Source organism: Longimicrobium sp., assembly GCF_036399935.1.
Classification (GTDB): domain Bacteria; phylum Gemmatimonadota; class Gemmatimonadetes; order Longimicrobiales; family Longimicrobiaceae; genus Longimicrobium.
On sequence record NZ_DASWMD010000046.1, the window covers coordinates 21,293 to 47,451 of the forward strand.

A 26,159-nucleotide genomic window follows, 5' to 3' on the forward strand; every position below is an offset into this window, starting at 1 on the left:
GGCGCCCTGGATTTTGATCGAACTCGTGGATTTCTTGCTCTCGCCGGTTCGCTGGGCGCGGCGGATCCGGCGGTTTGCCGCGAAGCGCCGCCCGCGCAGGATGCAGGCGGCCCGCGGCTGACGGATCGACGCCGCCGATCCGCTACTCGTCCGCGAGCCGGTCCAGGTCGGCGCCGGTGAGGCGGAAGACGGTCCACTCGTCCATCGGGCGGGCGCCGAGCGAGTGGTAGAAGCGGATCGCCGCCTCGTTCCAATCCAGCACCCACCACTCCAGCCGCCCGCACTCGCGCTCGCGCGCCAGCCGGGCCAGGTGCGCCAGCAGCGCCCGCCCGATCCCCCGCCCGCGCGCCTCGGGGCGCACGTACAGGTCTTCCAGGTACAGCCCCGGCTGCGCGAGAAAGGTGGAGTAGTTGGGGAAGAAGAGCGCGAACCCCACCGGCTCGCCGCCGTCCTCCGCAATCACCACCTCCGCGCCGGGCTGCGGGCCAAAGAGGGTGCGCCGCAGCCGGTCCTCCGTCGCCACCACTTCGTGAAGCAGCCGCTCGTAGTCCGCCAGCTCGCGGATGAAGCGCAGGATGAGCGGAACGTCGTCCTCTTCCGCCGGGCGGATGCGGACGGCGTCGGGCATCACCGGCGCTCCATCCAGCGCGACACCAGGTTGGCGATGCGCCTCATCCGCGGCCCGTACGGCGGATAGTAGAGCGGGCCGAGCCCCACGCGCCCCATCGACAGCACGGCGCGCTCGTGAGAAAAGGCGCGGAATCCCGCGAAGCCGTGATAGTTCCCCTGGCCGCTCTCGCCCACGCCGCCGAAGGGCAGGTCGGGGTTGGCCAGGTGGCAGAGCACGTGGTTGACGATGGTGCCGCCCGCCGTGGTGCCGCGCAGCACGTGCTCCGTGGCGCGCCGGTCGCGGCTGAACACGTACAGCGCCAGCGGCTTGCCCCTCGCGCCGATGCGGGCCAGCGCCTCGTCCAGCGACGCGTACTCCACGATGGGGAGCACGGGGCCGAAGATCTCGCCCCGCATCACCGGCGCATCCCACTCTACGCCGGAAAGGAGCGTCGGGGCCAGGTATCGCTCCCGTGCGTCGCGCTGCCCGCCCGCCTCGATCTGTGCCCCACCCGCCACCGTCTGGTCCAGCACGTTTACGATGCGGTCGAACGCCGGGCCGTCGATCACCCGCGCGAAGCACTCGCTGGCCCGCCGCGCCTCGTCCGTTTCGCCGTAGAAGCGCGCGATGGCGGATCGCGCGGCGGCGATGAAGGGCTGCGCGTCGTCCCGGTGCACGAGCACGTAGTCGGGCGCGACGCACGTCTGCCCCGCGTTGACGAACTTGCCCCAGACGATGCGCTCGGCGGCGACGGACAGGTCCGCAGAGCGGTCCACGATCGCGGGCGACTTTCCGCCCAGCTCCAGCGTCACGATGGCCAGGTGCTCGGCTGCGGCGCGCATCACCTTGCGGCCGACCGCGGTGGAGCCCGTAAAGAAGAAGTGGTCGAAGGGCAGCGAGAGCAGCGCATCCGCCGTTTCGATGCCGCCCGCCACCATCGCCACTTCGTCTTCGGGAAAGGCGTCCGCGACGATGCGCGCCATGGCGGCCGCCGTGTGAGGCACCTTTTCTGACGGGCGCAGGATGCAGACGTTGCCGGCGGCGACCGCGGCGACGAGCGGGCTGAACAGCAGCTGGAAGGGGTAGTTCCACGGGGCCAGGATCAGCACCTGCCCGCGCGGCTCGTGGCGCACGCGGCTGCGGCCGCCGGCCAGCAAGGCGGGGGTGGGCACGCGGCGCGGCTTCATCCACCGCTTGAGGTGGCGGGTGGCGTGGGCGATCTCGGCCAGCACCAGCTGCACCTCGGTGATCTCGAACTCCGCGGGGTTCTTGCGAAAGTCGGCCTGCACGGCGTGGTACAGCGCCTGGCGGTGGCGGATGATGGACGCGCGCAGTCCGCGCAGCCTGGCGATCCGGTCGCGCGCCGTGCCCTGCGCCACGCGCCAGCGGCTTTCGCGCTGCACCTGGAACAGCCGCCGCGCCCGGGCGATCTGCGCCGGGTCGTCGGCGGCCTCGGTGGATGGATCGAGAAGTAGCGGCACGACGAGCCTCCAATTGGACGGTCTCCGCGTTTCGACAGCGGGGTGGGAGAATCTACGAAGCCGGTGGATCCGCCAGGTCGAGCTCGCCGCTCTGGCTGGCCCACAGCCGCCGGAAGCGTCCCTCCGGTCGCCCCATCAGCGTGGCGAACGAGCCGGTTTCCACCAGCCGTCCGGCCTCCATCACGTGGATCACGTCGGCGTCGCGCACGCTGGGCAGGCGGTGGGTGATCATCAGGATGGTCATCCGCCCGTGCAGCCCGCGGATGGCCTCGCGGATGCGGCGCTCGTTCTCGGCGTCCAGCGCGCTGGTCGCCTCGTCCAGGATCAGCAGGGCGGGGCGGCGGAGCAGGGCGCGCGCCAGCGCGAGCCGCTGCCGCTCGCCGCCGGACAGCCGCACGCCCCGGTCGCCGAGGATCGTGTGGAGCCCGTCCGGCAGCGCGGCGACGAACCCATCCGCCACCGAAAGCCGCAGCGCCTCGCGAACCTCGTCGTCGCTGGCCTCGGGGCGGGCCCAGCGCAGGTTGGCGAGCACCGTGTCGTTGAAGAGCACGGTGTCCTGCGCCACGTAGCCGATCCCCTCGCGCCACGCGCGCAGCCACGACTCGTCCAGCGTCCTGCCGTCCACCCGGATGTGCCCGGCGCGCGGCCGCACCAGCCCCATCACCAGGTCGGCCAGCGTGGTCTTCCCCGAGCCCGAGGGGCCCACCACGGCGGTCGTCCGGCGCGCCTCGATCTGCAGCCCCACGTCGGCCAGGGCGTCGCCCCGCGCCGCCTCGTAGCCGAACGAGACGCCCTCGATGCGGATGGAGTGCGCCAGCTCCACCCGCTCGTGCGCCGGCTCCAGGTCTTCCCGCTCCGCCTCCAGCGCCTGGGCCATCGCCGTCAGCCGCTCCCACGCGGGGAGCTCGCGCGACATCATGTGGTGAAGCCCCTGCAGGTACGACAGCCGGGGGACCAGCCGCGAAAAGAGGAACACCAGCAGCAGCACGGTGGCGCCGGGCACTTGCAGCACCGAAAGCGCCAGGTACGTCACCAGGGCCAGCAGCCCCACCGCACCCACGCTGAAGGTGGCGCTGCTGTCTGCAAAGGCGCGCCACGCCTGCTCGCGCGCCTCGGCGGCGCGGCGGGCGGTGCCGGCGAACAGGGCGGCGTTGCGGTCCTCGGCGCCGTAGCTCTTCACCACCTTCAGCGCGCCCAGGTGCTCGCCGGCGGCGGACGTCAGCGCCGCCGAGGCGGTGGAAAGCGCCTCGCCCGCGGCGCGGACGTTCCGGCGGAACCGCGACTGCAGCAGCAGGAGCACCGCCCCGCAGGCGAAGGCGACGGCGGTGATGGGAGCCGAAACGCGCAGGGCGAAGGCCAGGTACGCCACCGCCATCAGCGCGTGCGCCAGGAGCGTGGCCGCGTGCCCCGCCCCCGCACCCACCCGGTCGGCCTCGCCGGTCAGGGCGGTCAGCAGGTCGGTGCCGCGCAGGCGGGCCAGGGGCAGCCAGCGCGCTCCCGCGACGGCGTCGAACAGCCGCGTGCGCAGGCGCAGCCCGGTCTGCAGCTCCATCCTGTGCGCCACCAGGCTGTCGGCCCGGCGGGCGAGCGCCTGCACCAGGGTGACGCCCACGAACAGCAGCAGCACCGGGCCCAGCTCCGCCGACAGCCCGACGGCGCCGAGCAGGCGGTCCACCGCCCGGGCCAGCGCCCCGGCGGGGCCTCCGTCCACCGCCACGCCCGCCAGGGCCAGCAGCCGGGCCAGGATCAGCACGGACGCCGCCTCGCCCGCGGCGACGACCAGCGCCAGCCCCACCGCGGCGGCGGCCGGGCCGGGCATGTCGCGCGCGAGCTGGCGGCAGAAGCGCACCGTGGCGCTTCCGCTCACCGCCCCCTCCCCGGCGCGTAGCGCAGCGCCAGCCGCAGGGGCCGCAGCGCGCGGTAGGCGGGCGCCAGGGGACCGGGCAGGCGCAGCCACGACCAGTCCTCCGGCGTGGGGGTGAACAGCCACCGCGCCGCGTACCGCGCACGGTCGGCCCGGCCGTCGCAGAGGCGGTAGTTGAAGCGCAGGTTGGCGGCGGTGCTTTCCTCGTCGCCGGCGGGTGCGAACCACAGCCCCCGCGCCTCGTCCGCCAGCGAAGGGACCTCGGGATCCGCCGCGGCGGCTTCGGCCAGTGGTGGCGGGACGGGGAGCCCGAGCGTGGTCCCGGCCAGGTGAAGGGCCAGCAGCACCGTCCGCCGGGCGCCGGCTTCGCCCGCCCGATGGACCAGCGCCCGCAGGTCCACTCCTGCCCGCGCCGCCAGCGCCGAGGCGGCGGCCAGCCATTCCAGGCGTGCCCAGCGGTGCTTGGCCCCGTGGGCGCACAGGGCCAGGAACAGGTCGTCGTCGGCCGGCGTGGGCACCGTCCCCCCGCCGATGGACACGGGGCGGGCGCGGGCCATCAGCTCCGCCGTGGGCAGGCGCACGCAGAAGCGCGCCGACGACACCCGCGAATGAAGCTCCACCAGCGTCCCCGTGTGGGGGTGATGGAACGGCACGTCGCCGTCCACCGACAGGAACAGCCGCTCCTGCGCGGGCGAGAACGCGTAGGCGGCGGCGTAGCCACGCTCCGCCAGCGCGCGCGAGGCCCGCGGCACGTCCCCGGGCGCCACCAGCAGGTCCAGGTCGGAATACGTGCGCAGCGCGACCTCGCCGTAGGCGCGCACCGCCAGCGCCGGGCCCTTGTACGCCAGCGCCGCCACCCCCGCCTGCTCCAGCGCCGAAACCAGCTGACGCAGCTCGCCCGACAAGCGAAGCGCCTCCCCCGCGTTGGCCGCATAGGCCGCGCGCAGGGTGGCACGTACCGTCTGGGGCACCTCGGCGCGCCCGGCGAGCAGGCGGTGGAGCAGCGGCGTCAGCCGGTTCTTTTCCGCCAGCGCCAGCGCGGCGTCCCAGTCCACCCCGCGGGCGACGATCGCCGCCACCCCGTCCGCGGCAGACGCGTCCACCGCGGCGCGGGCGGCCGCCAGCACCAGGGCGGCCTCGGGCGCCGTGTCCACGCCGGACGACGCTTGGATGTCCGTCACTCGCCGTACTTCTCCGCCAGCCGCCCGGCGTGCGTCAGCGCTGCTTCCCAGGTGCCGAACCGGGCGGGAAAGGCGGCCGCCAGCTCGCGGGCGATCTCTTCCAGGGTGGCGGCGCCTTCCATCCGCTCCAGGACCATCCGGTCGATCCGACCCTCCTCCCCCAGGCGGGGGCGATGGGTGTGCGAGCGCGCCCGCAGCCGCGCGGGCGAAAGCGGCTCGGCGAAGAAGGTGGACTGGCGGAACTCGACGGTGCCCTCCGTGGCGGACTGGATGCGCGTATCCCACACCCAGACGTACTCGTCGCCCACCAGCCGCGCCTGAAGCTCCACCGCCACCTGGTCGCCCTCCGCGAGCAGCACGGGGCGGGGCCACGGAAAGAACGCGGTGCTGTAGACGGTCTCGGGCCCGTGCGGGCCGCTGGTGTACGCGATGGTTTCCGCCACCTCGGCATCGAACCACATCGCGAAACCGTGCGCCGTCCCGGCGCGCGACGCCCGCCATTCCAGCGGTCCGCGGACGTTGGGATCGGTGATCGCGGGATAGTCGAGCACCGCCCAGGTGGCGGCGTCGGACAGCAGCTGCTGGGGGCGGACCTTCGCCCGCACCCACGAGTTCACGGCGGCGCGGCGGGCGATGGACAGGTCGAAGCCGCGCGCCGCCTCGTCCCACGGCCCCACGAGCTCGCAGTGGCGCTCGTCCGCCGCCACCACGGCCCCGCGCAGGGTGTCGCGCCGGGGGATCAGCACGCCGCCCTCCGCCATCAGCCGCACGCGCGCGTCCACGATGGAGGGGATGTGCTGGCCGAAGAGGGGAAGCGCGCCCCGCAGGTCCGAAACGACCACGTCGGCGCGCTCGGGAAGGGACAGGCGCGTGGACAGGCCCTGGATGAACTCGATGCGGCCGTCCATGCCGTTGGCGCGGGCGATCTCGCGCGCGGTGTGCACCACGTCAGCCGGCTCGATGGCGTACACCTTTCGCGCCCCCAGGCGGCAGGCCAGCAGGGCCATCATCCCGGCCCCCGTGCCGATGTCCAGCACCACCGAGCCGGGGCGGACGGCCTGTTCCAGCGCGGCGGCGTAGGCATCCATCCGCACGCGGTCGGCCATCATGTCGCCGTAGCCCAGCAGGCTGTAGTCAGCCACCGCCGGGCCCCGCGCGCGTGGTGAAATCGGCCTCGATGGCTGCGGCCAGCTCGCCCGCGCGCAGGGGGTCGGCGTGCGGCGTCACGCGGATGACGGGAACCGAGCGTGCCACCTTGGCGAGCACCGTCAGCTCGCGCGCCTGCGCCGCGGGATCGGGAAACCAGCCCATGTACGCGTTCGCCACCAGCTCCAGCAGGCCGTCGATGGTGGAAACCGGGGCGAAGCGGGGCGCGTTTCCGGTCTCGCGCCCGGTCAGCACGTACACGGCACGAAGGGGAAGGGGCGCGGGGTGGAAGGCGTCTTCCAGGGCCAGGTAGCGCTTCTCCCAGTTGGGCGAAAGGGGCGGCAGGTCGGCGCCCTCGCCGTACAGGGCGGGGAGCACGTCGGGCCACAGGCGCAGGTGGGGATAGGCAGGCTGCACGTGCACGCCGTCTGCCCGGTCCAGCAGCGGAACCACGTCGTCGGAGAGCAGCGCGCGGCCGCGGCCCGCGAAGGCGGCGGCGGTGGTGGACTTTCCCGATTGCGGGGGCCCGCACACGGCGGCAGCGCCGCCGGGGAGCGCCACGGCGCTGGCGTGGAGCGATGGCGTGCCCCGCAGCCGCAGCACCAGGCCGCAGATGGAGCCCATCAGGTACGTAGCCGCGTCTTCCAGCGTCTGCCCGGGGGGCCACGTGCAGGCCACGCGCGTGCCCCGCGCGTCGATCCGGAACTCGATCCCGTCCGCGTAGCGCAGCCGGTACGCGCCCCCGTCCACCGTGCGGTGCACGACGAGCGAGGGGCCGTCGCCGCCCGCCTCGCGCGGCGACACGTACCAGGGCTCTTCGGGCGCGGTGGAAAAGGTGTGCACGGGAACGTGCCCCAGCCACATCGAGAGGTCGGCGGGGGCGTCGGAAGGTGGTTCGGGATGAAGGCCGGGGAGCGGGCGGTCGGTGTCGACGTGCAGCCCGTACAAACGAAACCGCAACGGCGCGCGCGTACCGCGGCCCGTCAGGTCATCGTTTGGGACGATTGGCCGGGGTCGTTCATGTTCTGCGAGATGCTGGCCAGCGTAAGCTCGCGCATGTCGCCGAAGACGGTGAGCGCGGGGCGGCGGTAAGGCCGCCGTGGCGCGTCGGAAAGCGAGGAATTCTGCATGGTGCTCCTTTGGCTTCGCGGGCTCAGGTCATGAACTGAGCGGTGTTCCCGGATCGTTCTTGTTGCTGGTGTGACTGGAAAGCCCTGGATTACCTTCGTTGGGCCGAAAGCCACAATGAAAGTGCCAGCGGGCGAATCTCCTGCCACCACTGTTCCGGCGGCTCCGGCGAGCGTCCGCCCGCCGCGGCGGGCACCCGGCCGACGTCTATCCACGGTGCCACGGCTTCCGTAACACTCCGCCCGCCCAGCCATGCGTCGCCCTGTTGCAGCCATCGCACGCGCAGTGGATCGTCCACCAGCGGCGACTTGGGGCGGCGCAGCAGCCGCTCGGGAAGCCGCCCGCGCATCCCTATGCGCAGCAAGCCCTTATCATTATACCACTGTGCGGGTGGAATGGACAACAGGTAGCGCACGATCCGCACGTCGAAGTAGGGGTGGCGTACCTCCACCGGGGTGCCCGTGACCCCCGGATCGTAGGCCAGGAACATGCCCGGCCACAGCGGCGCCGCCAGCTGCTCGTACGCTTCGGGGCGCAGCGGGTGAACGACGGCGGGACCCTGGTTCCACGCCGCCACGCGGTCGTGCAGCCCCGTGCGCCGCGCGAAAGCGGCGTCCACCCAGCGGGGCACCTCTGCCCGCCACGCCCGCCCGCCACGCCGCTCGTGCAGCCAGGTGCGCACGCCGGGGCGGGGCACCCGTCCGTGCAGCCAGGCGTACTCCGCAGCCTCGCGCGCCGCACGGAGCAGCCGCCCGCTCGCCGCCAGCTTCGTCAGCCGCGACCGCGTTTCCCGCAGCACGGCGTCGCCGCCCTGTCCCGTCAGCAGCACCCGGCCGTGCCGCGCCGCGCTGGAAAGCTGGTCCACCTCGATGGCCATCAGCACCGAGGCGGTGGGCTGCGGCCGCCGGAACGCGGGCGTTTCCCATCGTTCGAACGCCTGGTACCCGTCCACCGGGGTGTACTCGGTAGGGATGGCCAGCGCGTCCGCCGCCAGCTCGGTGAACTCCCGCTCGCGGTCGGGCATCAGCCGCTCGTAGTACGCGGTGTAGCCCCGCAGCTCCGTCGTCCGCTCGCCCCGCGCGATCGTTTCCCTCGCCAGCGCCGCCAGCGACGTGGAGTCGCGCCCGCCGCTCAGAAAGAAGCTCGCCGCGCCCGGGGGCAGTCGGTCGCGGACGGCCTCGCGCAGCAGCTGGACGAAGTGGTCGACGTATTCGCCCGGGCGGCGATAGCGCGTCTCCTCGTCCACCGGAAGGGACCAGTAGCGGCGGATGCTCACCCGGCCGTCCTCCACCACCAGCGTGTGGGCCGGCGGAAGCTGCCGGATGGCGGAATGGACCGTGGCGGCCACGTCCTGCGTGTCGCCGTGCACCAGGAAGTCACCGATCCACCCCTCGTCCAGCCCGGCCGGCACCGCGGGATCGGCGGCGAGGCAGCCGAGCGTGTTGGAGAAGAGAAACGCCTCGGCGGTCCGCGCGTAGAAGAACGGCTTGACGCCGAAGGGGTCGCGCGCGCAGAACAGCCGGCCGCGCGGGGCGTCCCAGAGCGCGAAGGCGAAGTCGCCCAGGAGGTGCGCCGCGCACTCGTCGCCCCACAGGCGGTAGGCGTGGTGGATCAGCAGGGCGGCGGGGTCGTCCGGGGCCGCCGCGATGCCGCCGGCCCCGAGCGCGCGGGCCAGCTCCTCGCGCCCGTCGATGCGCGCGTCGGCACAGACGTGGACCTGCCCGTCGGCGGAAAAGGGCTGCGGCGGGGGAGCGGGTTCTTCGCCGGTGAGGAGAAGGCCGTGCACCAGGGCGCAGCGCCCGCCGGACCAGGTTCGCGTTCCGTCGGGGGCGCGGGGGGCGAGGGCCGCCGCCATCCGCGCCAGGCGGCCCGGATCGACGGGTGCGCCGCCGGCCGAAACGATACCGGCGATGCCGCTCATCGTCCGCGGAAAGCGGGGCGGGGGATCAGCCGCGGACTTCCACCAGGCCGCGCGCGGCCATGTCGCGGAGCAGCTCCAGCAGGTCGTGCTCGGCGGTGGCGGCGTCTACCTCGAACGCGGCGACCACGGCGTCGCGAAGCTCGGCCACGGTGCGCGGCTCGGCCATCAGCGCCCATACGTGGGCACCCACCGCGTCCAGCCCGTAGTACACGCCGTCCGCCAGGTTCAGGATCACCGCGTCGCCGTCGAGGTCGGCCGACACCTGGTCGCGCGCCGCCACCACCCGCGACGTGGCATCGAGGCGCGGGACGGCCTCCGTCACGCGCGCGACGCGGCCAGGGCGGCGTCGACCAGGTCGCGCAGGACCACGCCGATGATGGCCAGCTCCGGGGAGATGGGATCCAGCGACGCATCGGGCGCCTCGCGCACGAAGTGCTCGTACGCCTGGAGCGCCGCGGCCCAGCGCTCGCCCACCACCCAGCGCTCGCGCGCGGGGCAGACGCCGTCGCCTTCGCGGAAGAGCCCGGCGAGCGCCGCCACCAGCTGCTCGGGCTCGTCGCCCGGCTCGCCCGGCATGCCGCCGCGCACCGCGGCCAGCACGCGGCGGGCGGCGGGGGTGGCGGTGCCCTGCTCGGTCAGCAGCGCGGCCACGTCGGCCTGGGCCTGGCGCTGGAAGGGCGCGGCGTTCTCCCACCGGCGCGGGGGTCGCAGCCCGCCGTCGCGCAGCTCCACGGCTTCCGTCACGGCACGCGCCATCACCCGGCAGGCGATGGCCGGGCTGCGGAACACCACCCGGCCCTCGGCGCGGCGGAAGAGGGCGTTCTCGATGTCGCGGAAGGCGGCGCCGTGGTACCCCACGCCGGCCACGCCGCTGCCGGCCAGCCCCGGGCCCGTCATGTCGGAGCGATTCGGCTGGGCGGCGGCGGGAACGGCGGCCAGCAGCGCCGCGGCGGCCGCGAGAAGTGCGATTCGCATCATGAGGCCCTGCATCAGAAGAGGGAGCGGAAGCCCACGCCGTAGCCCACGGACAGGATGAAGCGCGCGCCGTCGCCGGCGGTGCCCAGGATATCGGCCACGGCGGGGGTGATCACGAGCGGAAAGCGCCGGAAGGGCGTAATGGAGAACCCGGCGTTCACGTCCTGGCCCGTCCAGTCGCCGGCGATGGAGACGAGCTCCGTGACGCGCACGCCCACGGCGCCGAAGACGTTGAGGGTCTGGATGCTGTCCAGGTCGGCCTGTTCCGTGCGGAAGCGGCCGTTGCCCACGCCCAGCGTGAGCACGCCGGCGTCGAGCCAGGCGCCGGCCCGGCGCGTACGCCGCACGACCTTGCTGGCCACCACGAACAGGGTGGGGTCCGCGTCGCTGCCGCCCCAGGTCAGTACGTTCTCGTACCCCGCGGCGATGCCGGCGTCGCTCGAGAGCGAACGGTGCAGCTTGAAGCTCACGCCGCCCGTTTCGCCCGGGCCCCCGCCGCGTACCGTGGAATACGAGGTGACGGCCGCCTCCAGCGCCAGCAGGTGCCGGCTGCCGACGCCCGTGCCGATCACCAGCCCGGCGTCGGGCTCGTCGGTGTAGCGGGTGCGCGCCTGGTAGGCGGCGCCGACGAAGACCTCACCCCACTCCACCCCGAAGCCGGTGGGCACCGAGATGCTGCCGGCGGGTCCCGGCCGAACCACGTCGCGAAGCGCCAGGGTCTGCAGCCCGAGCAGGCCGCGGTTCTGGTCCGCCTTCGCGGGGTCGGGCGCGGTGGCGCGAACGGGCGGCGCGGCTTCGCCGGAAGGCGCAGGCAGGGCGGGAGAGGTGACGTCCGTGGGCGGCCCCGTGGGGACCATCACCCCCGTTTGGGTGCCGGGGGGCGGCGTGCCCCCGGCCGCCGGCGATCCGCCGGGGGCGCCCGCTCCCTGGGCGCCCGGCTGCTGCGTGGGCGCTCCGCCGGCCGGGGGCTGCCCGGACCCGGGTGCCGGGCGCCCCGTGCAGGGGTCTGCCGGCCGCCCGCCGCCGGGCAGCGTGTCGGCCGCGGGGGCCGGGCGCACCGCCGGGGGGACACAGGGATCCGGCGCGCCGCGCCCCGCACCGGGCAGGGCCGGGGGCGTATCCACCTGCGCATGGCGGTCGCGCCGCGTCCACGATCCCGGCGAGGGGCGCAGGGCGGCGCACGTGCACTCCCGCACCAGGGCCGGCGCCAGCCGCGACCCCTGGGCACTGGCGGGCCAGGCCACCAGGGCGGCGGCCAGCAGCAGGATCGTACGCGTGCCGATGCGCATGGGCGGGCGGGTGCTCTGTCGTGATGGCCGTGCGGTAAACGGATCGCGGGCCGGGGGAGGGCAAACCGGCGTGGCTTCGCGACTTGATCGTCCAATATCGCCGTGAACGGGTGTGGGCACAAGGCTTACGGCTGGACGATCCGTGCGCCCGGGGTGCCTGCCTCCCGCGGCGGGCGGCATGCGATTCGCCCGGGGGTGGCGGGTACGGGGGACGCCGCCTGCGCGCCGCCCGTGCCGGCGCATCGAGCGCCGTTTCGTCCACCCGTACGCACGTCCTGCCATGCGCCGATCGATTCTCCTGCTCCTGCTCGCGCTGCCGTTCGCCGCGCCCGCCGCCGCGCAGGCGGGCGACTCCGTTTCCGTGCGCCCGGGCGACGTCGTTCGCCTGGCCGTGTGGCGCCAGCCGGAGTTCACCGGCGAGTTCACCGTGGCCCCGGACGGCACCCTCCTGCACCCCCTGCTGACCGGGGTGCGCGTGGTGGGCGTGTCGCGCACGCAGATCCAGGAGCTGCTGCGCACCGCGCTGAGCCAGTACGAGCGCCAGCCGCAGTTCGTGTTCGACTTCCTTCACCGCGTGGGGGTGGGCGGCGAGGTGCGGCTTCCCAACCTGTACAACCTGTCGCCCGAAACCACGCTGCTGCAGGCGGTGGCCACGGCCGGCGGGGGCACCGAGAACGCGCGGCTGGACCGGGCCGTCCTGTTCCGCGACGGGCGCGAAGTCCAGCTGGACCTGCTGCGCCCCACGCCGGAGGTGGCGGCCATGCGGGTGCGTTCGGGCGACCAGATCCGCGTCCCGCGCCGCACGAACACCCTGCGCGAAACGATCTCGATCGTGGCGAGCGTGGTCGGCGCGGTGGCCTCGCTGGTCGGCGCCATCCTGCTCGTGCAGCAGCAGCAGTAGCGAGTCCCGTCCGGCTTTCCTTTCATACGCCGGCGGGCGGGCACTCCTCAGAACACCCAGGCCCATCGGAGCGCGAACGCATCGTCGTCGCCGGCCGGCGGCGCGCCGGTGCGCAGGCGCAGGTACTCGGCGCGAACCTCGGTGTGGCGCCCCAGCCGCAGCCCCGCGCCCAGTTCCGCGCGGTCCACGTCGTAGTCCCACCGCACCTGCTCGCCCACCGCCCCGATCCGGTTGAAGCGCATGGCCCCGTAGCGCCCCGCCACGAACAGCGCGGGCGAAAGCTTCACCTTCGCCTCCGCCGTCCACGACAGGTCGCGCGGGTCCTCGCTCACGTTCGGCACCTCCCAGCGGTCCACGATCACCTCCGCGCGCGCCTCCACCCACCCGCGCGTGAACGATGCATCCACCGCCCACAGCTGCTGGTGGAACTCGTCGGCGTCGATCGTGTCGGCCGCCGGCTGCAGCGGCGACGGCTCCAGGTAGGGGCCGCGGCTGAACGACGCGCCGATGCGCGCCCCGGGCGTCAATCGAACGCCCGCCGATGCGGCCAGGGACGGCGCCGCGTCCTTTGCGCGGAACCGCCAGCGCCGCGGCTCGGCCGAGGGGGCGCTGGTCAGCACCGCGACGCGGCCGTCGAGGCGCCCGGCGCGCGCGCCCACCATCGCGCCGGTGGGATACGGCGCGGCCCACACCGGTGGCGCGCCCTCGGGACGGTGCACCGCGGGATCGTCCTTCCAGCGGAGGAACCCGGCCGCGCCGCCGGGAACGCGCGCGGCGCTGAGGATCGTCCGATGGTCGTACGGCAGGGGCGGGCGGATGAAGGGGTCGGCGGGGGTGTGGTGGCGGGCCGGATAGCTGCCGAAGGGCGAGACGAACTGCCCCGCCTGCACGAACAGGCCGTCGCCGCCCAACGGACTCCAGCGCAGGAACGCCTGCTCGATCCGCACGCTCACGTCCTCTTCGCCCAGCGGCCGCGCGCGCTCTGCGTGCGCGGCGAACCCCGCGTACCACCGCGACCCGGCGAACGCGTCCAGGAAGAGCGCGGCGCGCGGCTGGAACACGGGCTCCGCTCCCGGCACCTGCCAGGCGCGCGCCTCGCCGGGCAGGTTCGCCTCCAGCTCCAGCCGTCCCCGCGGCGTCACCTGCACCGTGCCCCCCGGCGACGTCCACGTGGCGCCCAGGTCGGCCAGCGCCGGCAGGGGCTGGGCGGCGGCGGGGGCGCACGCCAGCAGCGCGAGCGCCAGCACGGCCAGCCCCGGCACGGGGATGCGCCCCGCCGCACGCAGGCCGCGGACGCGGAACACCTCCACCGGCGCGGACAGGCCCTTGATGCTCCGCACGCCGCCGGGGACGGCGTCCACTTCGTCCTCCACCCGCTCCCACGTGGCCCGCGCAACCAGGATCTCCGCCCCCGCCGCCGACGAGCAGAGGCGCGAGGCCAGGTTCACCGACTCGCCCAGCACCGTGTAGTTCAGCCGCCCCGGCGAGCCCATGTTCCCCGCCACCGCCGGGCCGCTGTTGATGCCGATCCCCACCTCCACGTTCGCCTCCCCCCGTACCGCCCGCTCCGCGTTGACCCCGGCGACGGCGTCCCGCATCCGCACGGCGGCGCGCACGGCGTGCAAGGCGTGCCCCGGCTGCACCCCCGGCGCGCCGAAGATGGCCATCAGCCCGTCGCCCAGGAACTTGTCGACCACCCCGCCCTCCGCCTCCACCGCCGCGCCCATCCGCCCCACCAGCTCGTTGAGCAGCCCGATCACGCGCTCGGGGTCCATTCCCTCCGCCAGCGACGTGAACCCGCGCACGTCGGCGAACAGCGAGGTGACGTCGCGCGTTTCGCCGCCCAGGCGGATCTCGCCCTTGAGCAGCTCGTCGGCCACCTCGCGCGAAACCACCTTGTCCAGCACGCCGCGGTAGCGCTCCTTGAGCATGAGCCCGTGCGTCATCTCGTTGAATGCCGCCGCCAGCGTCCCCAGCTCGTCGCGGCCGGCCACCGCCACGCGGGTTTCGAGGTCGCCCTCGGCCACCTTGCGCGTCGCCGACACCAGCGCACGCACCGGGCGCGCGAACGAGCGCGACAGCACCGTCCCCAGCGCCAGCGCGACGAGAAGGGAAACGAGGCCCGCCGCGGCCTGCGCGCGCTCCAGCTGGTCGAACGGGCGGAGCACGTCTTCCAGCGGGATGGCGACGATGCGCGTCACCTCCTGCGCCCCGCCGCCGGACGCCAGCCGCGCCGGGACCAGCGCCATCCGCGCCCCGTTCCAGCGGGTCCGGCGGCGCGCCCCCGCCCGGGCCGCGTCGCGCATCCGGCGGTCCAGCCCGCCGCGCCGCACGCCCGGGGTGGAGGCGACACACCGCCCGTCCGCCAGGAAGCACACCTCCGCGCCCACGCTTCGCCCCAGCTGCGCCGCCGCCGCATCGTCCAGCGGAATCCCCAGCGTCAGCGTGCCGACCGGCTCACCGAAGAGCGCCAGCGGCACCGTCTGCACCGTGTACAGCCGCCCGCCCACGCGGTGGTGCGAGGCCACGCCCTCCGCCGGTCCCGCCACGGCCGACGCCGCCGAGGCGGGAAGCGCCGCGCCGGCGTCCGGCAGGGGCGCGCCGTCCAGCACCGCCGCGACGGGGCTCCCGTCCCGCGCTCCGAACGCGGCGAGGGCGTCAGGAATGCCGGCCAGCTGCAGCTCGTACAGCGCCGTCTCGCCCAGGAACTCGGCCGCGCCGGGGCTCAGCACGGCCTCTTCCAGCGCCGCGGGAAGGCGGTTGCTCCCCGCGAAGCGCGCCGTGTACCCCCGCAGCTGCCGCAGGCGCGCCTCCTCCATCTCGCGATACGCGGCGTCGGTCCGCTGTACGGCGCGGTCCACCATCACGGCCACCTGGCGGCGCGTCTGCACCCGCACCACCAGCAGGGCGGCGGCCAGCAGCAGCCCCACCGAGCCGACGAGTGCCAGGAGCAGCCGCGCGCGAAAGCTGGTGCGCGGCAGCGCGAGCAACGCCGCCAGGCGCCTCACAGCCGCAGCCGCACGCGGGCCGTCCCCGAGGCGGGAACCACCACGTCCACCGTCCGCTCGCCCCGGTCCACGTCCCACACCGTCAGCCGGTAGCGCCCGGCGGGAACGCCGGCGATGCGGAACCGGCCGTCGGCGCCCACCAGCGCGTGGTACGGGTTCTCGACTACGACCACCGCCGCGCGCATCCACTGGTGGATTTCGCAGTACACCTTCGCCACGCCGGGGCGGTCGAACGTCACCGTCCGCGACTCGCCGCGGGGGTAGCGGCCCAGGTCGAACCGCTTGACCGGGGAGTACGAAAAGACGTTGTGGAAGAAGGGGTCGCCGTTCGGAAACTCCACCCTCGCGCCCGTGGGCACCACGAGCAGCGCGGGGTGAAAGCTGGTGTCCTGCTGCGACAGGCGGGGCCGCTGCGGTGAGGCTGGCGGCGTGCCCGCGATGCGTCCCACCAAAAAGGCCACGGCCGGCACCGATCCCACGACGTGGGTTCCGCCTGCCGCGCCCGGATAGCTGGAGGCTACCCGCCGGGCGGCGCGCGGCGACAGCTCCACCTGCCCCTCGATGGTGCCGCCGGACTGCGCGGCGGTGGTGCCGGGAAGGGCGGCGAGGATGGCGGCGACTAGCAGGGCACGAGCGGCGCGGAAGCGGTGGGGCATCGGAGGGGGAGAGCGGCGCGGCGGAAGGTGAAGCGGGAACCGCAAGATAAGCCGCGCCGCCCGCCCGAACCAGCGGGGCGAGAGGGGCGCTGAGCCGACTAGCACCATCGCCGACGTCGCGACTGGAGAAAACGCGAGAGCCGCGGAGGAAGGACCTCCGCGGCTCATCAGTTCCTCCGCGTCTCCGCGTGATCGCTTGGTCGTCCTCGTCACCGTCACATCGGGGTCCGACAGGACGACACGAACCTCAGGCCGGCTCCGCTTTACGGGGCCGGCCGCGCTTCTTCACGGCGGGCTCCGCCGGGGCGGCCGGGGTGATGGCGGGCGCCGCGCCGGGCAGGATGGGGCGCAGGAAGCGCCCGGTGTGCGAGCGCGGGTTCATCGCCACCTCTTCCGGCGTGCCGGCGGCCACCACCTCGCCGCCCTTGGGCCCGCCCTCCGGCCCCAGGTCGATGATCCAGTCGGCCGTCTTGATGACGTCCAGGTTGTGCTCGATCACCAGCACCGTGTTGCCGCGCTCCACCAGCCGGTGAAGCACCTGCAGCAGCATCCGTACGTCCTCGAAGTGAAGCCCCGTCGTGGGCTCGTCCAGGATGTAGAAGGTCTGCCCCGTGGCCAGCTTGGAAAGCTCGGTCGCCAGCTTCACCCGCTGCGCCTCGCCGCCGGACAGCGTGGTCGCGGCCTGCCCCAGGTGGATGTAGCCCAGCCCCACGTCCGAAAGCGTCTGCAGCTGGCGGCGCAGCCGGGGAACGGCCTCGAACACCTCCAGCCCCTCGTCCACCGTAAGCTCCAGCACGTCGGCGATGGAGTGCCCCTTGTAGAACACCTCCAGCGTTTCGCGGTTGTACCGCTTGCCCCGGCACACCTCGCAGGGCACGTACACGTCGGGCAGGAAGTGCATCTCGATCTTCACCAGCCCGTCGCCCTGGCAGGCCTCGCACCGCCCGCCCTTGACGTTGAACGAGAAGCGCCCCGGCGTGTAGCCGCGCATCTTGCTCTCGGGCAGCTCGGCGAACAGGTCGCGGATGACGGTGAACAGCCCCGTGTACGTCGCCGGATTGCTGCGCGGCGTCCGGCCGATGGGCGACTGGTCGATGTCCACCACCTTGTCCAGCAGCTCCAGCCCGTCGATGCCGTCGTGCAGGCCGGCCACCGACTTGGCGCGGTAGAAGCGGCGGCCCAGCACGTTCCACAGGATGTCGTTGATCAGCGTGGACTTGCCCGACCCCGACACCCCCGTCACCGCCACGAAGCACCCGAGGGGAATGCGCACGTCCAGCCCGCGCAGGTTGTGCTCGCGCGCGCCGCGGATCAGCAGTTCGCGCCCCAGGGCCGGCTGGCGCCGCTCGGCGGGAATCTCGATGCGCCGCTCGCCGCGCAGGTAGGCGCCGGTCAGCGACTCGGGGGCGGCGGTGATGTCGTCCACCGAGCCCTTGGCCACCACCCGACCGCCGTGCCGCCCAGCGCGGGGGCCCAGGTCCAGCACGTAGTCGGCGGCGCGGATGGTTTCCTCGTCGTGCTCCACCACCAACACGGTGTTCCCCAGGTCGCGCAGCGCCTTGAGCGTTTCCAGCAGCCGCTCGTTGTCGCGCTGGTGAAGGCCGATGGAGGGCTCGTCCAGGATGTAGAGCACGCCCACCAGCCGCGAGCCGATCTGCGTGGCCAGGCGAATGCGCTGCGCCTCGCCGCCCGAAAGCGTCTCGGCCGAGCGGCCCAGCGTCAGGTACTCCAGGCCCACGTTCACCAGGAACGAAAGGCGCTCGCGCACCTCCTTGAGGATGGGCCCCGCGATGTCGCGCTGCAGGTGCGGCAGCGCATCCACCTCGTCGAAGAACTCCAGCGCCTCGGAGACGGGGCGCCCCACCACGTCGCCCATCGACCGGCCGCCCACGGTGACGGCCAGGCTTTCCGGCCGCAGCCGCGCGCCGTGGCAGGTGCCGCAAGGCAGGGTGCTCATGTACTCTTCCAGCGTTTCCCGCACGGAGTCGCTGGTGCTGTCCTGGTAGCGCTGCTCGACGTCGCGGATGATGCCGGCCCACTTGATCTTCCTGGGCGCCGCGCCCTTGGCCCCGGGCGCCGCCTTCGCCGCCGGCCCCGCCTTGCCGTCCACGCCGAACATCAGCACCCGGCGCACCTCGTCGGGTAGCTCCTGCCAGGGCGCGTTCAGGTCGAAGCCCATCGCGCCGGCCAGCCCCTCGAGGATGGTGCCGCGAAGGTGCCCGCGCGGCACCCCCCAGGGCAGCACCACGCCTTCCAGGATGGAAAGCGACTTGTCGGCCAGCACCAGGTCGGGGTTGGGCTCCTTGCGGGTGCCCAGCCCGCCGCACGCCGGACAGGCGCCGTAGGGCGAGTTGAAGGAGAACTGGCGCGGCTCCAGCTCGGGGATGTTGATGCCGCACTCGGCGCAGGCGTAGTGCTCGCTGAACAGTTCCGGCTGCGGGTCTACCGCGCCGGGGGTGTGCGCCACCACCTGCACCACGCCCTCGGCCGCGCGCAGCGCCTGCTCCACGGCGTCGGCGATGCGGCCGCGGTTGTCGGGCTCCACCGCCACCTTGCGCTCCACGAAGATGGAGATGTCGTGGTTGGCGCGGCGGTTGAGCACGGGGGGCTCTTCCAGCCGGTGCACCTCGCCGTCGGTGCGGCCGTGGGTGAACCCCTTGCGCCGCATCTCTTCGAACAGGTCGCGGAACTCGCCCTTGCGGCCGCGCACCACGGGCGCCAGCACCTCCAGCCAGGTGCCCTCGGGAAGCTCCACCAGCCGCTCCACGATCTGCGTGGCGCTCTGCCGGGCGACCGGCTTGCCGCAGCTGGGGCAGTGGGGGGTGCCCGCGCGCGCCCACAGCAGGCGCAGGTAGTCGTACACCTCGGTGACGGTGCCCACCGTGGAGCGCGGGTTCCGGCCGGCGGTCTTCTGCTCGATGGAGATGGCGGGGGACAGGCCCTCGATGGAGTCGACGTCGGGCTTTTCCATCATGCCCAGGAACTGCCGGGCGTAGGCCGACAGCGACTCCACGTAGCGCCGCTGCCCCTCGGCGTAGATGGTGTCGAAGGCCAGCGACGACTTGCCGCTCCCGCTCAAGCCCGTGATCACGGTCAGCTTGTCGCGGGGGATCTCGACGTCGACGTTCTGGAGGTTGTGCTCGCGCGCACCGCGGACGATCAGGTTTTCTTCTGCCATCCAGACAAGTTACCGCCCGGCGCGCCGCGCTTCAACTCTCGGGGTGCACTTTTCGGGAGATGCGCCGTCGTTTCGCCGGTTCGGGCTGCCGCTCGCCGGAGAGAACTTCGATCGGGGTTCGGCTGGCTGCCACTCATGCCGCGGCAGCCCCCTCTCCCCGGCCCTCTCCCCCGCTTCGCAGGGGAAAGGGAGAATTCGATTGCGATTCGGCGGGTGGGGTGCATGCGACTGGGGTGTACACCCTCTCCCACGCTGTTTGTGGGAGAGGGTGGACGCGTGTCAGCGCGGACGGGTGAGGGCCCCGCGGCAGCCGAGGCCTCGGCTTCGGTGACCGCTGCCGCGCCCGGGTTGGTACGTGTCTCAGGCTGGATCCTTCGGCCCGCGTGGTCTCGTTTGCGGGCGAGTGCGGTGCGCCTGGGCCTCACGGATGACAGGCCTTGGGTGCGTGGGTTGGACGCGGCGCGATCCGCCGGCCCGAATCAGGTCCGCGGCACAAGGACGGTGACGCCGCCGGGGACGGAGCGGGCGGTGAGGGGGGTGTGGCCGATGACCTCGCCGTCGAACTCCGTGATCACCGGCGGGTCGGACTCGAGGGTGATCTCCGCCGCCTTTAGGTAGATCAGCCGTTCGTCGCCCAGGTACTGGCGGCTGGCCACGCGCCAGAGCAGCGCGGCCACGTCGGGAAGGGTGCGGGGCGCGAAGATGCACACGTCCAGCATGCCGTCCTGGTACGACACCGCGGGACCCACGTGCACCTCGACGGAGGGGAAGGGCTTCGCGACGAACTGGCCCATGTTGGCCAGCAGCACCATGGCCGCGTCCACCTCCGTCTCCACGCCGTCGGCGGTAATGCGGTAGCGTGCCACCGGCGGCGTGATGCCGGCCTTGAGCGCGGCGAACACGTACGCGCCGAAGCCCCAGCGGTCCTTGAGCTCGCGGGTGGCGGCGGAGATCACGGCCGCGTCCCACCCCGCGCCCGCCGCCAGGGCGAAGTAGCGGCCGTCGCCCAGCTGCCCCAGGTCGATGGGCGCCACCACCCCGTTCACCGCCACGTCCACGGCCCCCTCGATGTCGCCGGGAATGCCCAGGTTGCACGCCACCTGGTTGGCGGTGCCCTTGGGGATGATCCCCAGCGGCACGGACGTCCCCGCCAGCCCCGTGATCACCTCGGCCACGGTTCCGTCGCCGCCCACGGCGACTACCGCGCGGTAGCCGTGGCTGGCCGCCTCGCGGGCGGCGCGCTCGGCGTCGCCCCCGGCCTGGGTGTGCACCACGTCGAAGCTGGCCCCGCGGACGGCGAAGGCCCCGGCCAGCAGGCGAAGCGCGCGCTCCGTGTCCAGCTGGCCCGCCGCGGGGTTGATCACGATCATCGTCCGCGAGCCGGGAACGATGGCCGGCGGCGACGCCGTGTGCCGGATGGGTTGGTCGCTCACCCGGTCAGCGGAGCACGAAGGCGTCGTCCTTGGCCGCGCGGCTCTCCCACTCGGCGCGCTGCTCCTCGAAACCCGGGCGGCCCATGATGCCGTAGGTAAGCTGCTTGCCGAGCTCCACGCCGGGCTGGTCCAGCGGGTCCACGCCGTAGAAGTGGCCGGCGTACACCGTGGCGATCTGCAGCATCATGAACAGCCCGCCGATGGCGTGCGCGTCTACCCGCGGCACCTCGATGGTCATGTTCATCCGCCCGCGCTGCGCCAGCGCCGCCTCGGTGGCCAGCATCTCGGTGCGCAGCAGCTCGCCCATGCTGTGGCCGCCCAGGTACGCCAACTCGGCGTGGTGCGGGTAGGCGGAGGGGATCTGCACGTCCTTCTCGAAGTCGCGCTCGGCAAGGAAGGTGATGGTCTTGTCGAAGGGCCCCTCCATGTACAGCTGCACCTGCGAGTGCTGGTCGGTGGCGCCCAGCGACTTCACCGGCGTGGGCCCGGCGAACACCTCGGACCCGTCGCGGGTGTTCTGCTTGCCCAGGCTCTCGGCCCACAGCTGGCGGAACCAGTCGGCCACGTCGCGAAGGCGGTCGGAGTAGGGCATCATCACGTGGATGGGGGCCGCGTATTCCGTAGCCGCCAGGTACTGCAGCGCGGCGAACATCCCCGCGGGATTGGTACGCAGGTCGTCGCTCTCGCACCGCTTCGCCATCTCCCGCGCCCCCTCCAGCAGCGCCGCGACGTCAATGCCCGCCATGGCGGCCGGAAGCAGCCCCACGGCGGAAAGCACGCTGAACCGCCCGCCCACGTTGGAGGGAACCGGCAGCGTGGCGATCTCTTCCTCGCGGGCCAGGGCGCGCAGCACGCCCTTCTCCGGGTCCGTCGTAAAGAGCAGGTGCCGGCGGTACCCGTCACCCAGCTCGGCCTGCAGGCGCTCGCGGATGATCAGGTACTGGCTCATCGTTTCGGCGGTGCCGCCGCTCTTGGACACCACGTTGAAGAGCGTGCGGCGCAGGTCCACGTGGTCCAGGAACGCGCTGAACGTGGCGGGATCGACGTTGTCCAGCACGTGCAGCCGCGGAAAGAACTCGCGCGCCTCGTCGTCCAGCTCGTTCCACAGGGGGTGCAGCAGCGCGGTGCGCAGCGCCGTGGTCCCCAGCGCCGACCCGCCGATGCCCAGCACCACCAGGTTGCTGAACGCCTGCCCGGCGCCCTCGGCGAAGCGCTGGATCTCGCTGACCGTCTCACCGCCGTCGCCCAGGGCGAAGAAGCCCATCTCGCCCGAGTCGCGGCGGCTGGCGGTGTCGGCGTGGGCGTCGCGGAAGCGCCCGGCCATCGCCTCCAGCCGGGCCGGATCGATCCCGCGGCCGCCCAGCCGGGTGGAGAGCATGTTGTTGTAGTCGAGCGAGATCATGACGGCGTTCGTTAGTGCGTGAGTGCGTGAGTGCGTTAGTGCGGAGGTGCGAAAAGAGCCTGGGATGTCATCCTGAAGGAGCGGCCCCGCCGAACGCGCCGCCGCACCCAAGCCCGCAGCGACTGAAGGATCCGCCACACACCTCGCGCTGAGCGCCAAAGCGGACCCCGTGCCAAACCCGGGCTCCCTTTCTCCTTCGCGTGAAGCGTTCGGTGCCGACCCACGCCAGCACGGGCGAATGAATTCGCTGCAACAAGCACACGAAGTCCACCTTCGTGGACTACCTGCTGACGTTCAGTCCGGAGGGCCGTGGCGCGTCCTCGCTTGGCGGGCAGCCTCTATATCTCCACCTCGAGGCCGTCGTACGCCGCGAAGATGCCGTCCGGAAGGCGCGCCTCCAGCTCTGCGTGCGAGACGCGGTGGCTCATGTGCGTCAGGTACGTGCGCTCGGCGCCCACCTCGCGCGCGGCCGCGACCGCTTCTTCCACGCTGAAGTGCGTGGGGTGCGGGTTGCCGAACCACAGCGCGTTCAGCACCAGCACCCGCACGCCGCGGAGCGCGTCCAGCGTGCGCGGCGGCAGGCTCTTGCCGTCGGTGATGTACCCCAGCGCCCCGATGCGCAGGCCGTACACCTGCAGCGGCCCGTGCGGAACCGGCACCGGCAGCACGTCGAACCCGGCGACCGACACGGGCTCGTACGGGCGCACCGCGGTCAGCGTGGCCTCGGGCTTGGAGGTGCCCTCCAGCGGGCGGACGCGATGGTCGAAGATGTAGGCGAAGCGCTCTTCCAGCGTCGCCACGCACTCGCCCCCCGCGAACACCTCCACGGCTCCGCGCCCGCGCTGCGAGAACACGCGCACGTCGTCCAGGCCGTGCACGTGGTCCGCGTGGCAGTGCGTGAACCAGATGGCGTCCACCATGGGCACGCCGGCCGCCACCAGCTGCAGCCGCAGCTCCGGCGGCGTGTCCACCAGCAGCCGCCGCCCGCCCTCCGTCACCAGCGCGCCGTGCCGCGTCCGCCGGTCGCGCGGGTCCGCCGAGGTGCACGTTCCGCAGTCGCACCCGATCACCGGCACCCCAAAGCTGGTGCCGGTCCCCAGGAACCGCAGCTTCACGAAAGTGCGTGAGTGCGGGGTGCGTGAGTGCGGGAGTAAACGGCACTCGCTTCCCGCATCCGCGCGGCGGCATGCACACTGGCGCACTCACGCACTGCCGCACTCACGCACTCCCTCATATCACCACCACCTGCAGCAGGTTGGTGGTCCCCGCCTTGTGCATCGGCAGGCCGGCCGTGACCACGATGCGCTCGCCGGGCTGGGCCAGGCCACGCTTGACCGCCTCTTCGCGGCCGCACTCCATCATCTCCGCGTACGTGGCCTCGCGCGAGCACACCACGGGAATCACGCCCCACACCAGCGCGAGCTGCTGGTAGGTCTGCGGATTTCCGGTGATGGCCAGGATGGGCACCGGCGGCCGGAACGAAGAAACGACGCGGGCCGTGGAGCCGCTGCTGGTGAAGGTGAGGATCAGCGGCGCCTTCAGCCGGCGGACCGCCTCGACCGTGGCGCCGGCGATGGCGCGTTCCGTGGGCGTGGTGCCGTCCACCCCCGGGTCGATGGGGATGTCGTAGTGCGGCCCCGTTTCCAGGATGTGCGAATCCTCGATCTCCTGGGCGATGCGCACCATCGCCTGCACCGCCGCCACGGGAAACTTGCCCGTCGCCGTCTCGGCCGAAAGCATCAGCGCGTCGGTGCCGTCGATGATGGCGTTGGCCACGTCCGACGCCTCGGCGCGGGTGGGGCGCGGGTTCTCGATCATCGACTCCAGCATCTGCGTGGCCGTGATCACCGGCCGGCTGGCTCCGTTCGCCATCTGGATCATCCGCTTCTGCGCCAGCGGCACCCGCTCGAACGGCAGCTCCACCCCCAGGTCGCCGCGCGCCACCATCGCCGCCGCCGACGACTCCAGGATGGCCGACAGGTTCTCCAGCGCCATCCCCTTTTCCACCTTCACCACCACCAGCGGCCCGCCGGGGGGAATGCGGCTGACCAGGTCCTTCACGTCCTCGGCCGAACGGACGAACGAAAGGGCCAGGTAGTCCAGCTTCTGCTCCAGCGCGAAGTCCAGGTCGCGGAGGTCCTTTTCCGTCAGCGAGGGGATGCTCACCAGCGTGTTGGGAAGGTTGATCCCCTTGTTGCTGGTCAGCTCGCCGCCGTGGATCACGCGCATGGTCACCCGCGGCGCCTCCACCTCCTCGACGATCAGCTCCATCAGCCCGTCGGCCAGCAGCACCACCTCGCCCACCTCCACGTCGTGCGCCAGCTCGTTGAAGGTGGTGGGAAGCTCGCCCTCCTGGTGCTCGCCCTCGGGGGCGAAGACCACGCGGTCGCCGGTCTTGAGCACCACGGGCTCGCCCAGCACGCCCACGCGGATCTTGGGGCCCTGCAGATCGCCGAGGATGGCGATGGGGCGGCCCTTTTCGCGCGAGCACGCGCGGACGTTGGCGATGGTTTCGGCGTGGCGGTCCAGCTCGCCGTGCGAAAAGTTGATCCGGGCCACGTCCATCCCGGCGTCGACGAGCGCCGCGATGCGCTCGGGCGACCACGAGGCGGGGCCCAGCGTGCAAACGATCTTGGTACGTCTTTGCATCGGCAGTCCGTCGGGTTGTTCGCTCCTCCGGCGGCGGGCAAGGACCGGACCGCAGGCCCCCCACCGCCGGGGTGAGCGGGACAACATGCCGCCGCCGCCCGCGCGCGCAAGGGCCGGGCGCGGGAATCGGTAGGATTCGTGACAAATGGGATGATGGAGGGTGGGCTACAGAACAGGGAGGGGGATCGTGGCTCGGCGGGGGCCGCGGCGCCCCCCATCCCCAGCCCTTCCCCCGCAAACTGCGCGGGGGAAGGGAGCCAGTGCCGTGCGCATTCAAACTCCTGTGCCGCACCACGACTCCTGTGCCGCACCACGACTCCTGTGCCGCACCACGACTCCTGTGCCGCACCACGACCTGTCATCCTGAGCCCCAAGCGCACCGAACCAGCCCGCACACCCTGTTTCGCGGGGCGAAGGATCTAACGTAGGGCGCCTCCAAGCCCGGGCGCGGCAGCGGTCACCCGTGCAGAGGCCGCGATGTCGGGGGGGCTCGAACGGGGCCGGCGTATGCCGCGGGAGGCCCCTCCCCCGGCCCCTCCCCGCACGCTGCGCGTGCGGAGAGGGGAGAATTCGTGTGCGCTTCGGCTGCTTTGGGACTCTCATTGGGAAGGGGGCCGGGGCCGTGCGCGCGCGTATATCTGATGCTCGGCCGGCATCGCTGACGGGCTCTGGTGCGTTCAGAGTGCTTCGGCGCATGCCGCGGCTGCCCTCTCCCCCGGCCCCTCTCCCGCAAGCGGGAGAGGGGAGAATTCGCTCGCGTCGGCAGGTGCCGAGCGCATGCAGGTGAAGCCCCGAGCGGGACGCGACAGCGGCCCGAGTCGGGGCTTTCCGCTGTTCCAGACGCGGGTTTACCCGCCCCTGGTCCCGCCCCTGGTCCCGCCCCTGGTCCCGCCCCGGCCCGCCCCTGGCCCGACGATCCGTCGCTCACCCTGTCCGTGGAGTGGCAGGAGTGGAAACGGGGGGCGGCCTCGGCCATGGTGACCGCTGCCGCGTCCCGGGTTGTACGTGTCCGCGGCTGGATCCTTCGCCCCGCGTGGCCCGGTGTACGGGCCGGTTCGGCGCGCCTGGGCCTCAGGATGACAGGCTGTTGCGCCCCATCCACTTCGGTGGCGTGCCGGGCTGGCTCCCTTCCCCCGCGGCTGTTTGCGGGGGAAGGGTTGGGGATGGGGGGCGCCGGCCCGAGCACCGGACCTGCCCACCCGCGCCTCGCCCCTGGGGTGTACCCCCTCTCCCACGCTGTTTGTGGGAGAGGGTGGCACGCGTGTCAGCGCGGCCGGGTGAGGGCCCCCGCGGCAGCCGAGGCCCACGCTTCGCATCCTCCCCGTCACCCGAAAGCA

Annotated in this window: 19 protein-coding genes; 1 reads left to right on the forward strand and 18 read right to left on the reverse strand. The window is 73.1% G+C overall.

Annotated elements, in window-relative coordinates; genetic code table 11:
- Positions 1-142 precede the first annotated feature (142 nt).
- From VGB24_RS14390 to VGB24_RS14440, 11 genes are all read right to left on the reverse strand, one after another.
- Positions 143-628, reverse strand: a complete 486-nt coding sequence (locus VGB24_RS14390; protein ID WP_331073646.1) for a GNAT family N-acetyltransferase — start codon at positions 626-628, stop codon at positions 143-145.
- The gene (locus VGB24_RS14395; protein ID WP_331073647.1) at positions 628-2,091 is read right to left on the reverse strand and encodes an aldehyde dehydrogenase family protein; all 1,464 of its coding nucleotides are present in this window, start codon (positions 2,089-2,091) and stop codon (positions 628-630) included. Before VGB24_RS14395 ends, VGB24_RS14390 begins: the two co-directional genes overlap by 1 nt.
- Before the next feature lie 52 nt (positions 2,092-2,143).
- A complete protein-coding gene (locus tag VGB24_RS14400) occupies positions 2,144-3,958 on the reverse strand; it encodes an ABC transporter ATP-binding protein (protein WP_331073648.1) in 1,815 nt (604 codons plus the stop codon).
- Positions 3,955-5,136: a nucleotidyltransferase family protein gene (locus tag VGB24_RS14405; protein ID WP_331073649.1), complete on the reverse strand. Its 1,182-nt coding sequence runs from the start codon at positions 5,134-5,136 to the stop codon at positions 3,955-3,957. Before VGB24_RS14405 ends, VGB24_RS14400 begins: the two co-directional genes overlap by 4 nt.
- Complete coding sequence (locus tag VGB24_RS14410) at positions 5,133-6,278, reverse strand: 50S ribosomal protein L11 methyltransferase (protein ID WP_331073650.1); 1,146 nt, start codon at positions 6,276-6,278, stop codon at positions 5,133-5,135. Before VGB24_RS14410 ends, VGB24_RS14405 begins: the two co-directional genes overlap by 4 nt.
- The gene (locus VGB24_RS14415; protein WP_331073651.1) at positions 6,271-7,242 is read right to left on the reverse strand and encodes a hypothetical protein; all 972 of its coding nucleotides are present in this window, start codon (positions 7,240-7,242) and stop codon (positions 6,271-6,273) included. The genes VGB24_RS14410 and VGB24_RS14415 overlap by 8 nt, the downstream gene beginning before the upstream one ends.
- A 23-nt stretch (positions 7,243-7,265) precedes the next feature.
- Complete coding sequence (locus tag VGB24_RS14420; RefSeq protein WP_331073652.1) at positions 7,266-7,412, reverse strand: hypothetical protein; 147 nt, start codon at positions 7,410-7,412, stop codon at positions 7,266-7,268.
- Between the two features lie 89 nt (positions 7,413-7,501).
- On the reverse strand, positions 7,502-9,331 hold the full coding sequence (locus VGB24_RS14425) for an asparagine synthetase B family protein (protein ID WP_331073653.1): 1,830 nt from the start codon (positions 9,329-9,331) through the stop codon (positions 7,502-7,504).
- A 25-nt stretch (positions 9,332-9,356) separates the two neighbouring features.
- Positions 9,357-9,653: a PqqD family protein gene (locus VGB24_RS14430; protein WP_331073654.1), complete on the reverse strand. Its 297-nt coding sequence runs from the start codon at positions 9,651-9,653 to the stop codon at positions 9,357-9,359.
- A complete protein-coding gene (locus VGB24_RS14435) occupies positions 9,650-10,309 on the reverse strand; it encodes a hypothetical protein (protein ID WP_331073655.1) in 660 nt (219 codons plus the stop codon). Before VGB24_RS14435 ends, VGB24_RS14430 begins: the two co-directional genes overlap by 4 nt.
- Before the next feature lie 11 nt (positions 10,310-10,320).
- Positions 10,321-11,595, reverse strand: coding sequence for a hypothetical protein (locus VGB24_RS14440; protein WP_331073656.1), 1,275 nt, complete (start codon positions 11,593-11,595; stop codon positions 10,321-10,323).
- A gap of 280 nt (positions 11,596-11,875) precedes the next feature.
- On the opposite strand from VGB24_RS14440, the gene VGB24_RS14445 reads away from it, so the two are divergent.
- A complete protein-coding gene (locus VGB24_RS14445) occupies positions 11,876-12,496 on the forward strand; it encodes a polysaccharide biosynthesis/export family protein (protein ID WP_331073657.1) in 621 nt (206 codons plus the stop codon).
- A 47-nt stretch (positions 12,497-12,543) separates the two neighbouring features.
- Here the strand turns inward: VGB24_RS14445 and VGB24_RS14450 are convergent, their stop codons facing one another.
- The 7 genes from VGB24_RS14450 to pyk all read right to left on the reverse strand — a co-directional run bounded on the left by VGB24_RS14450 (position 12,544) and on the right by pyk (position 24,822).
- Positions 12,544-15,504 (reverse strand): adenylate/guanylate cyclase domain-containing protein, encoded by a 2,961-nt coding sequence (locus VGB24_RS14450; RefSeq protein WP_331073658.1) that lies wholly within the window; start codon positions 15,502-15,504, stop codon positions 12,544-12,546.
- Positions 15,501-16,160, reverse strand: a complete 660-nt coding sequence (locus VGB24_RS14455) for a carboxypeptidase regulatory-like domain-containing protein (protein ID WP_331073659.1) — start codon at positions 16,158-16,160, stop codon at positions 15,501-15,503. Before VGB24_RS14455 ends, VGB24_RS14450 begins: the two co-directional genes overlap by 4 nt.
- A 247-nt stretch (positions 16,161-16,407) precedes the next feature.
- Entirely contained in the window at positions 16,408-19,338 is a 2,931-nt protein-coding gene (uvrA, locus tag VGB24_RS14460) for an excinuclease ABC subunit UvrA (protein WP_331073660.1), read from the reverse strand.
- Between the two features lie 479 nt (positions 19,339-19,817).
- Entirely contained in the window at positions 19,818-20,771 is a 954-nt protein-coding gene (locus VGB24_RS14465; RefSeq protein WP_331073661.1) for a diacylglycerol kinase family protein, read from the reverse strand.
- 4 nt (positions 20,772-20,775) lie between these two features.
- Entirely contained in the window at positions 20,776-22,173 is a 1,398-nt protein-coding gene (locus VGB24_RS14470; RefSeq protein ID WP_331073662.1) for a glucose-6-phosphate isomerase, read from the reverse strand.
- Positions 22,174-22,511: 338 nt separating this feature from the next.
- Positions 22,512-23,288 carry an MBL fold metallo-hydrolase gene (locus VGB24_RS14475; RefSeq protein ID WP_331073663.1) on the reverse strand — a complete coding sequence of 259 codons (777 nt, stop codon included), beginning with the start codon at positions 23,286-23,288 and terminating at the stop codon, positions 22,512-22,514.
- Positions 23,289-23,403: 115 nt separating this feature from the next.
- Complete coding sequence (pyk, locus tag VGB24_RS14480) at positions 23,404-24,822, reverse strand: pyruvate kinase (protein WP_331073664.1); 1,419 nt, start codon at positions 24,820-24,822, stop codon at positions 23,404-23,406.
- Positions 24,823-26,159 lie beyond the last annotated feature (1,337 nt).

What these genes read in the sequence shown, in the direction of transcription:
- VGB24_RS14390 (WP_331073646.1), bottom strand. Translation starts at nt 628, where the DNA reads ATGCCCGACGCCGTCCGCATCCGCCCGGCGGAAGAGGACGACGTTCCG.
- VGB24_RS14420 (WP_331073652.1), bottom strand. Translation starts at nt 7,412, where the DNA reads ATGCAGAATTCCTCGCTTTCCGACGCGCCACGGCGGCCTTACCGCCGC.
- VGB24_RS14425 (WP_331073653.1), bottom strand. Translation starts at nt 9,331, where the DNA reads ATGAGCGGCATCGCCGGTATCGTTTCGGCCGGCGGCGCACCCGTCGAT.
- VGB24_RS14435 (WP_331073655.1), bottom strand. Translation starts at nt 10,309, where the DNA reads ATGATGCGAATCGCACTTCTCGCGGCCGCCGCGGCGCTGCTGGCCGCC.
- VGB24_RS14440 (WP_331073656.1), bottom strand. Translation starts at nt 11,595, where the DNA reads ATGCGCATCGGCACGCGTACGATCCTGCTGCTGGCCGCCGCCCTGGTG.
- VGB24_RS14445 (WP_331073657.1), top strand. Translation starts at nt 11,876, where the DNA reads ATGCGCCGATCGATTCTCCTGCTCCTGCTCGCGCTGCCGTTCGCCGCG.
- VGB24_RS14455 (WP_331073659.1), bottom strand. Translation starts at nt 16,160, where the DNA reads ATGCCCCACCGCTTCCGCGCCGCTCGTGCCCTGCTAGTCGCCGCCATC.
- uvrA (WP_331073660.1), bottom strand. Translation starts at nt 19,338, where the DNA reads ATGGCAGAAGAAAACCTGATCGTCCGCGGTGCGCGCGAGCACAACCTC.
- VGB24_RS14470 (WP_331073662.1), bottom strand. Translation starts at nt 22,173, where the DNA reads ATGATCTCGCTCGACTACAACAACATGCTCTCCACCCGGCTGGGCGGC.
- pyk (WP_331073664.1), bottom strand. Translation starts at nt 24,822, where the DNA reads ATGCAAAGACGTACCAAGATCGTTTGCACGCTGGGCCCCGCCTCGTGG.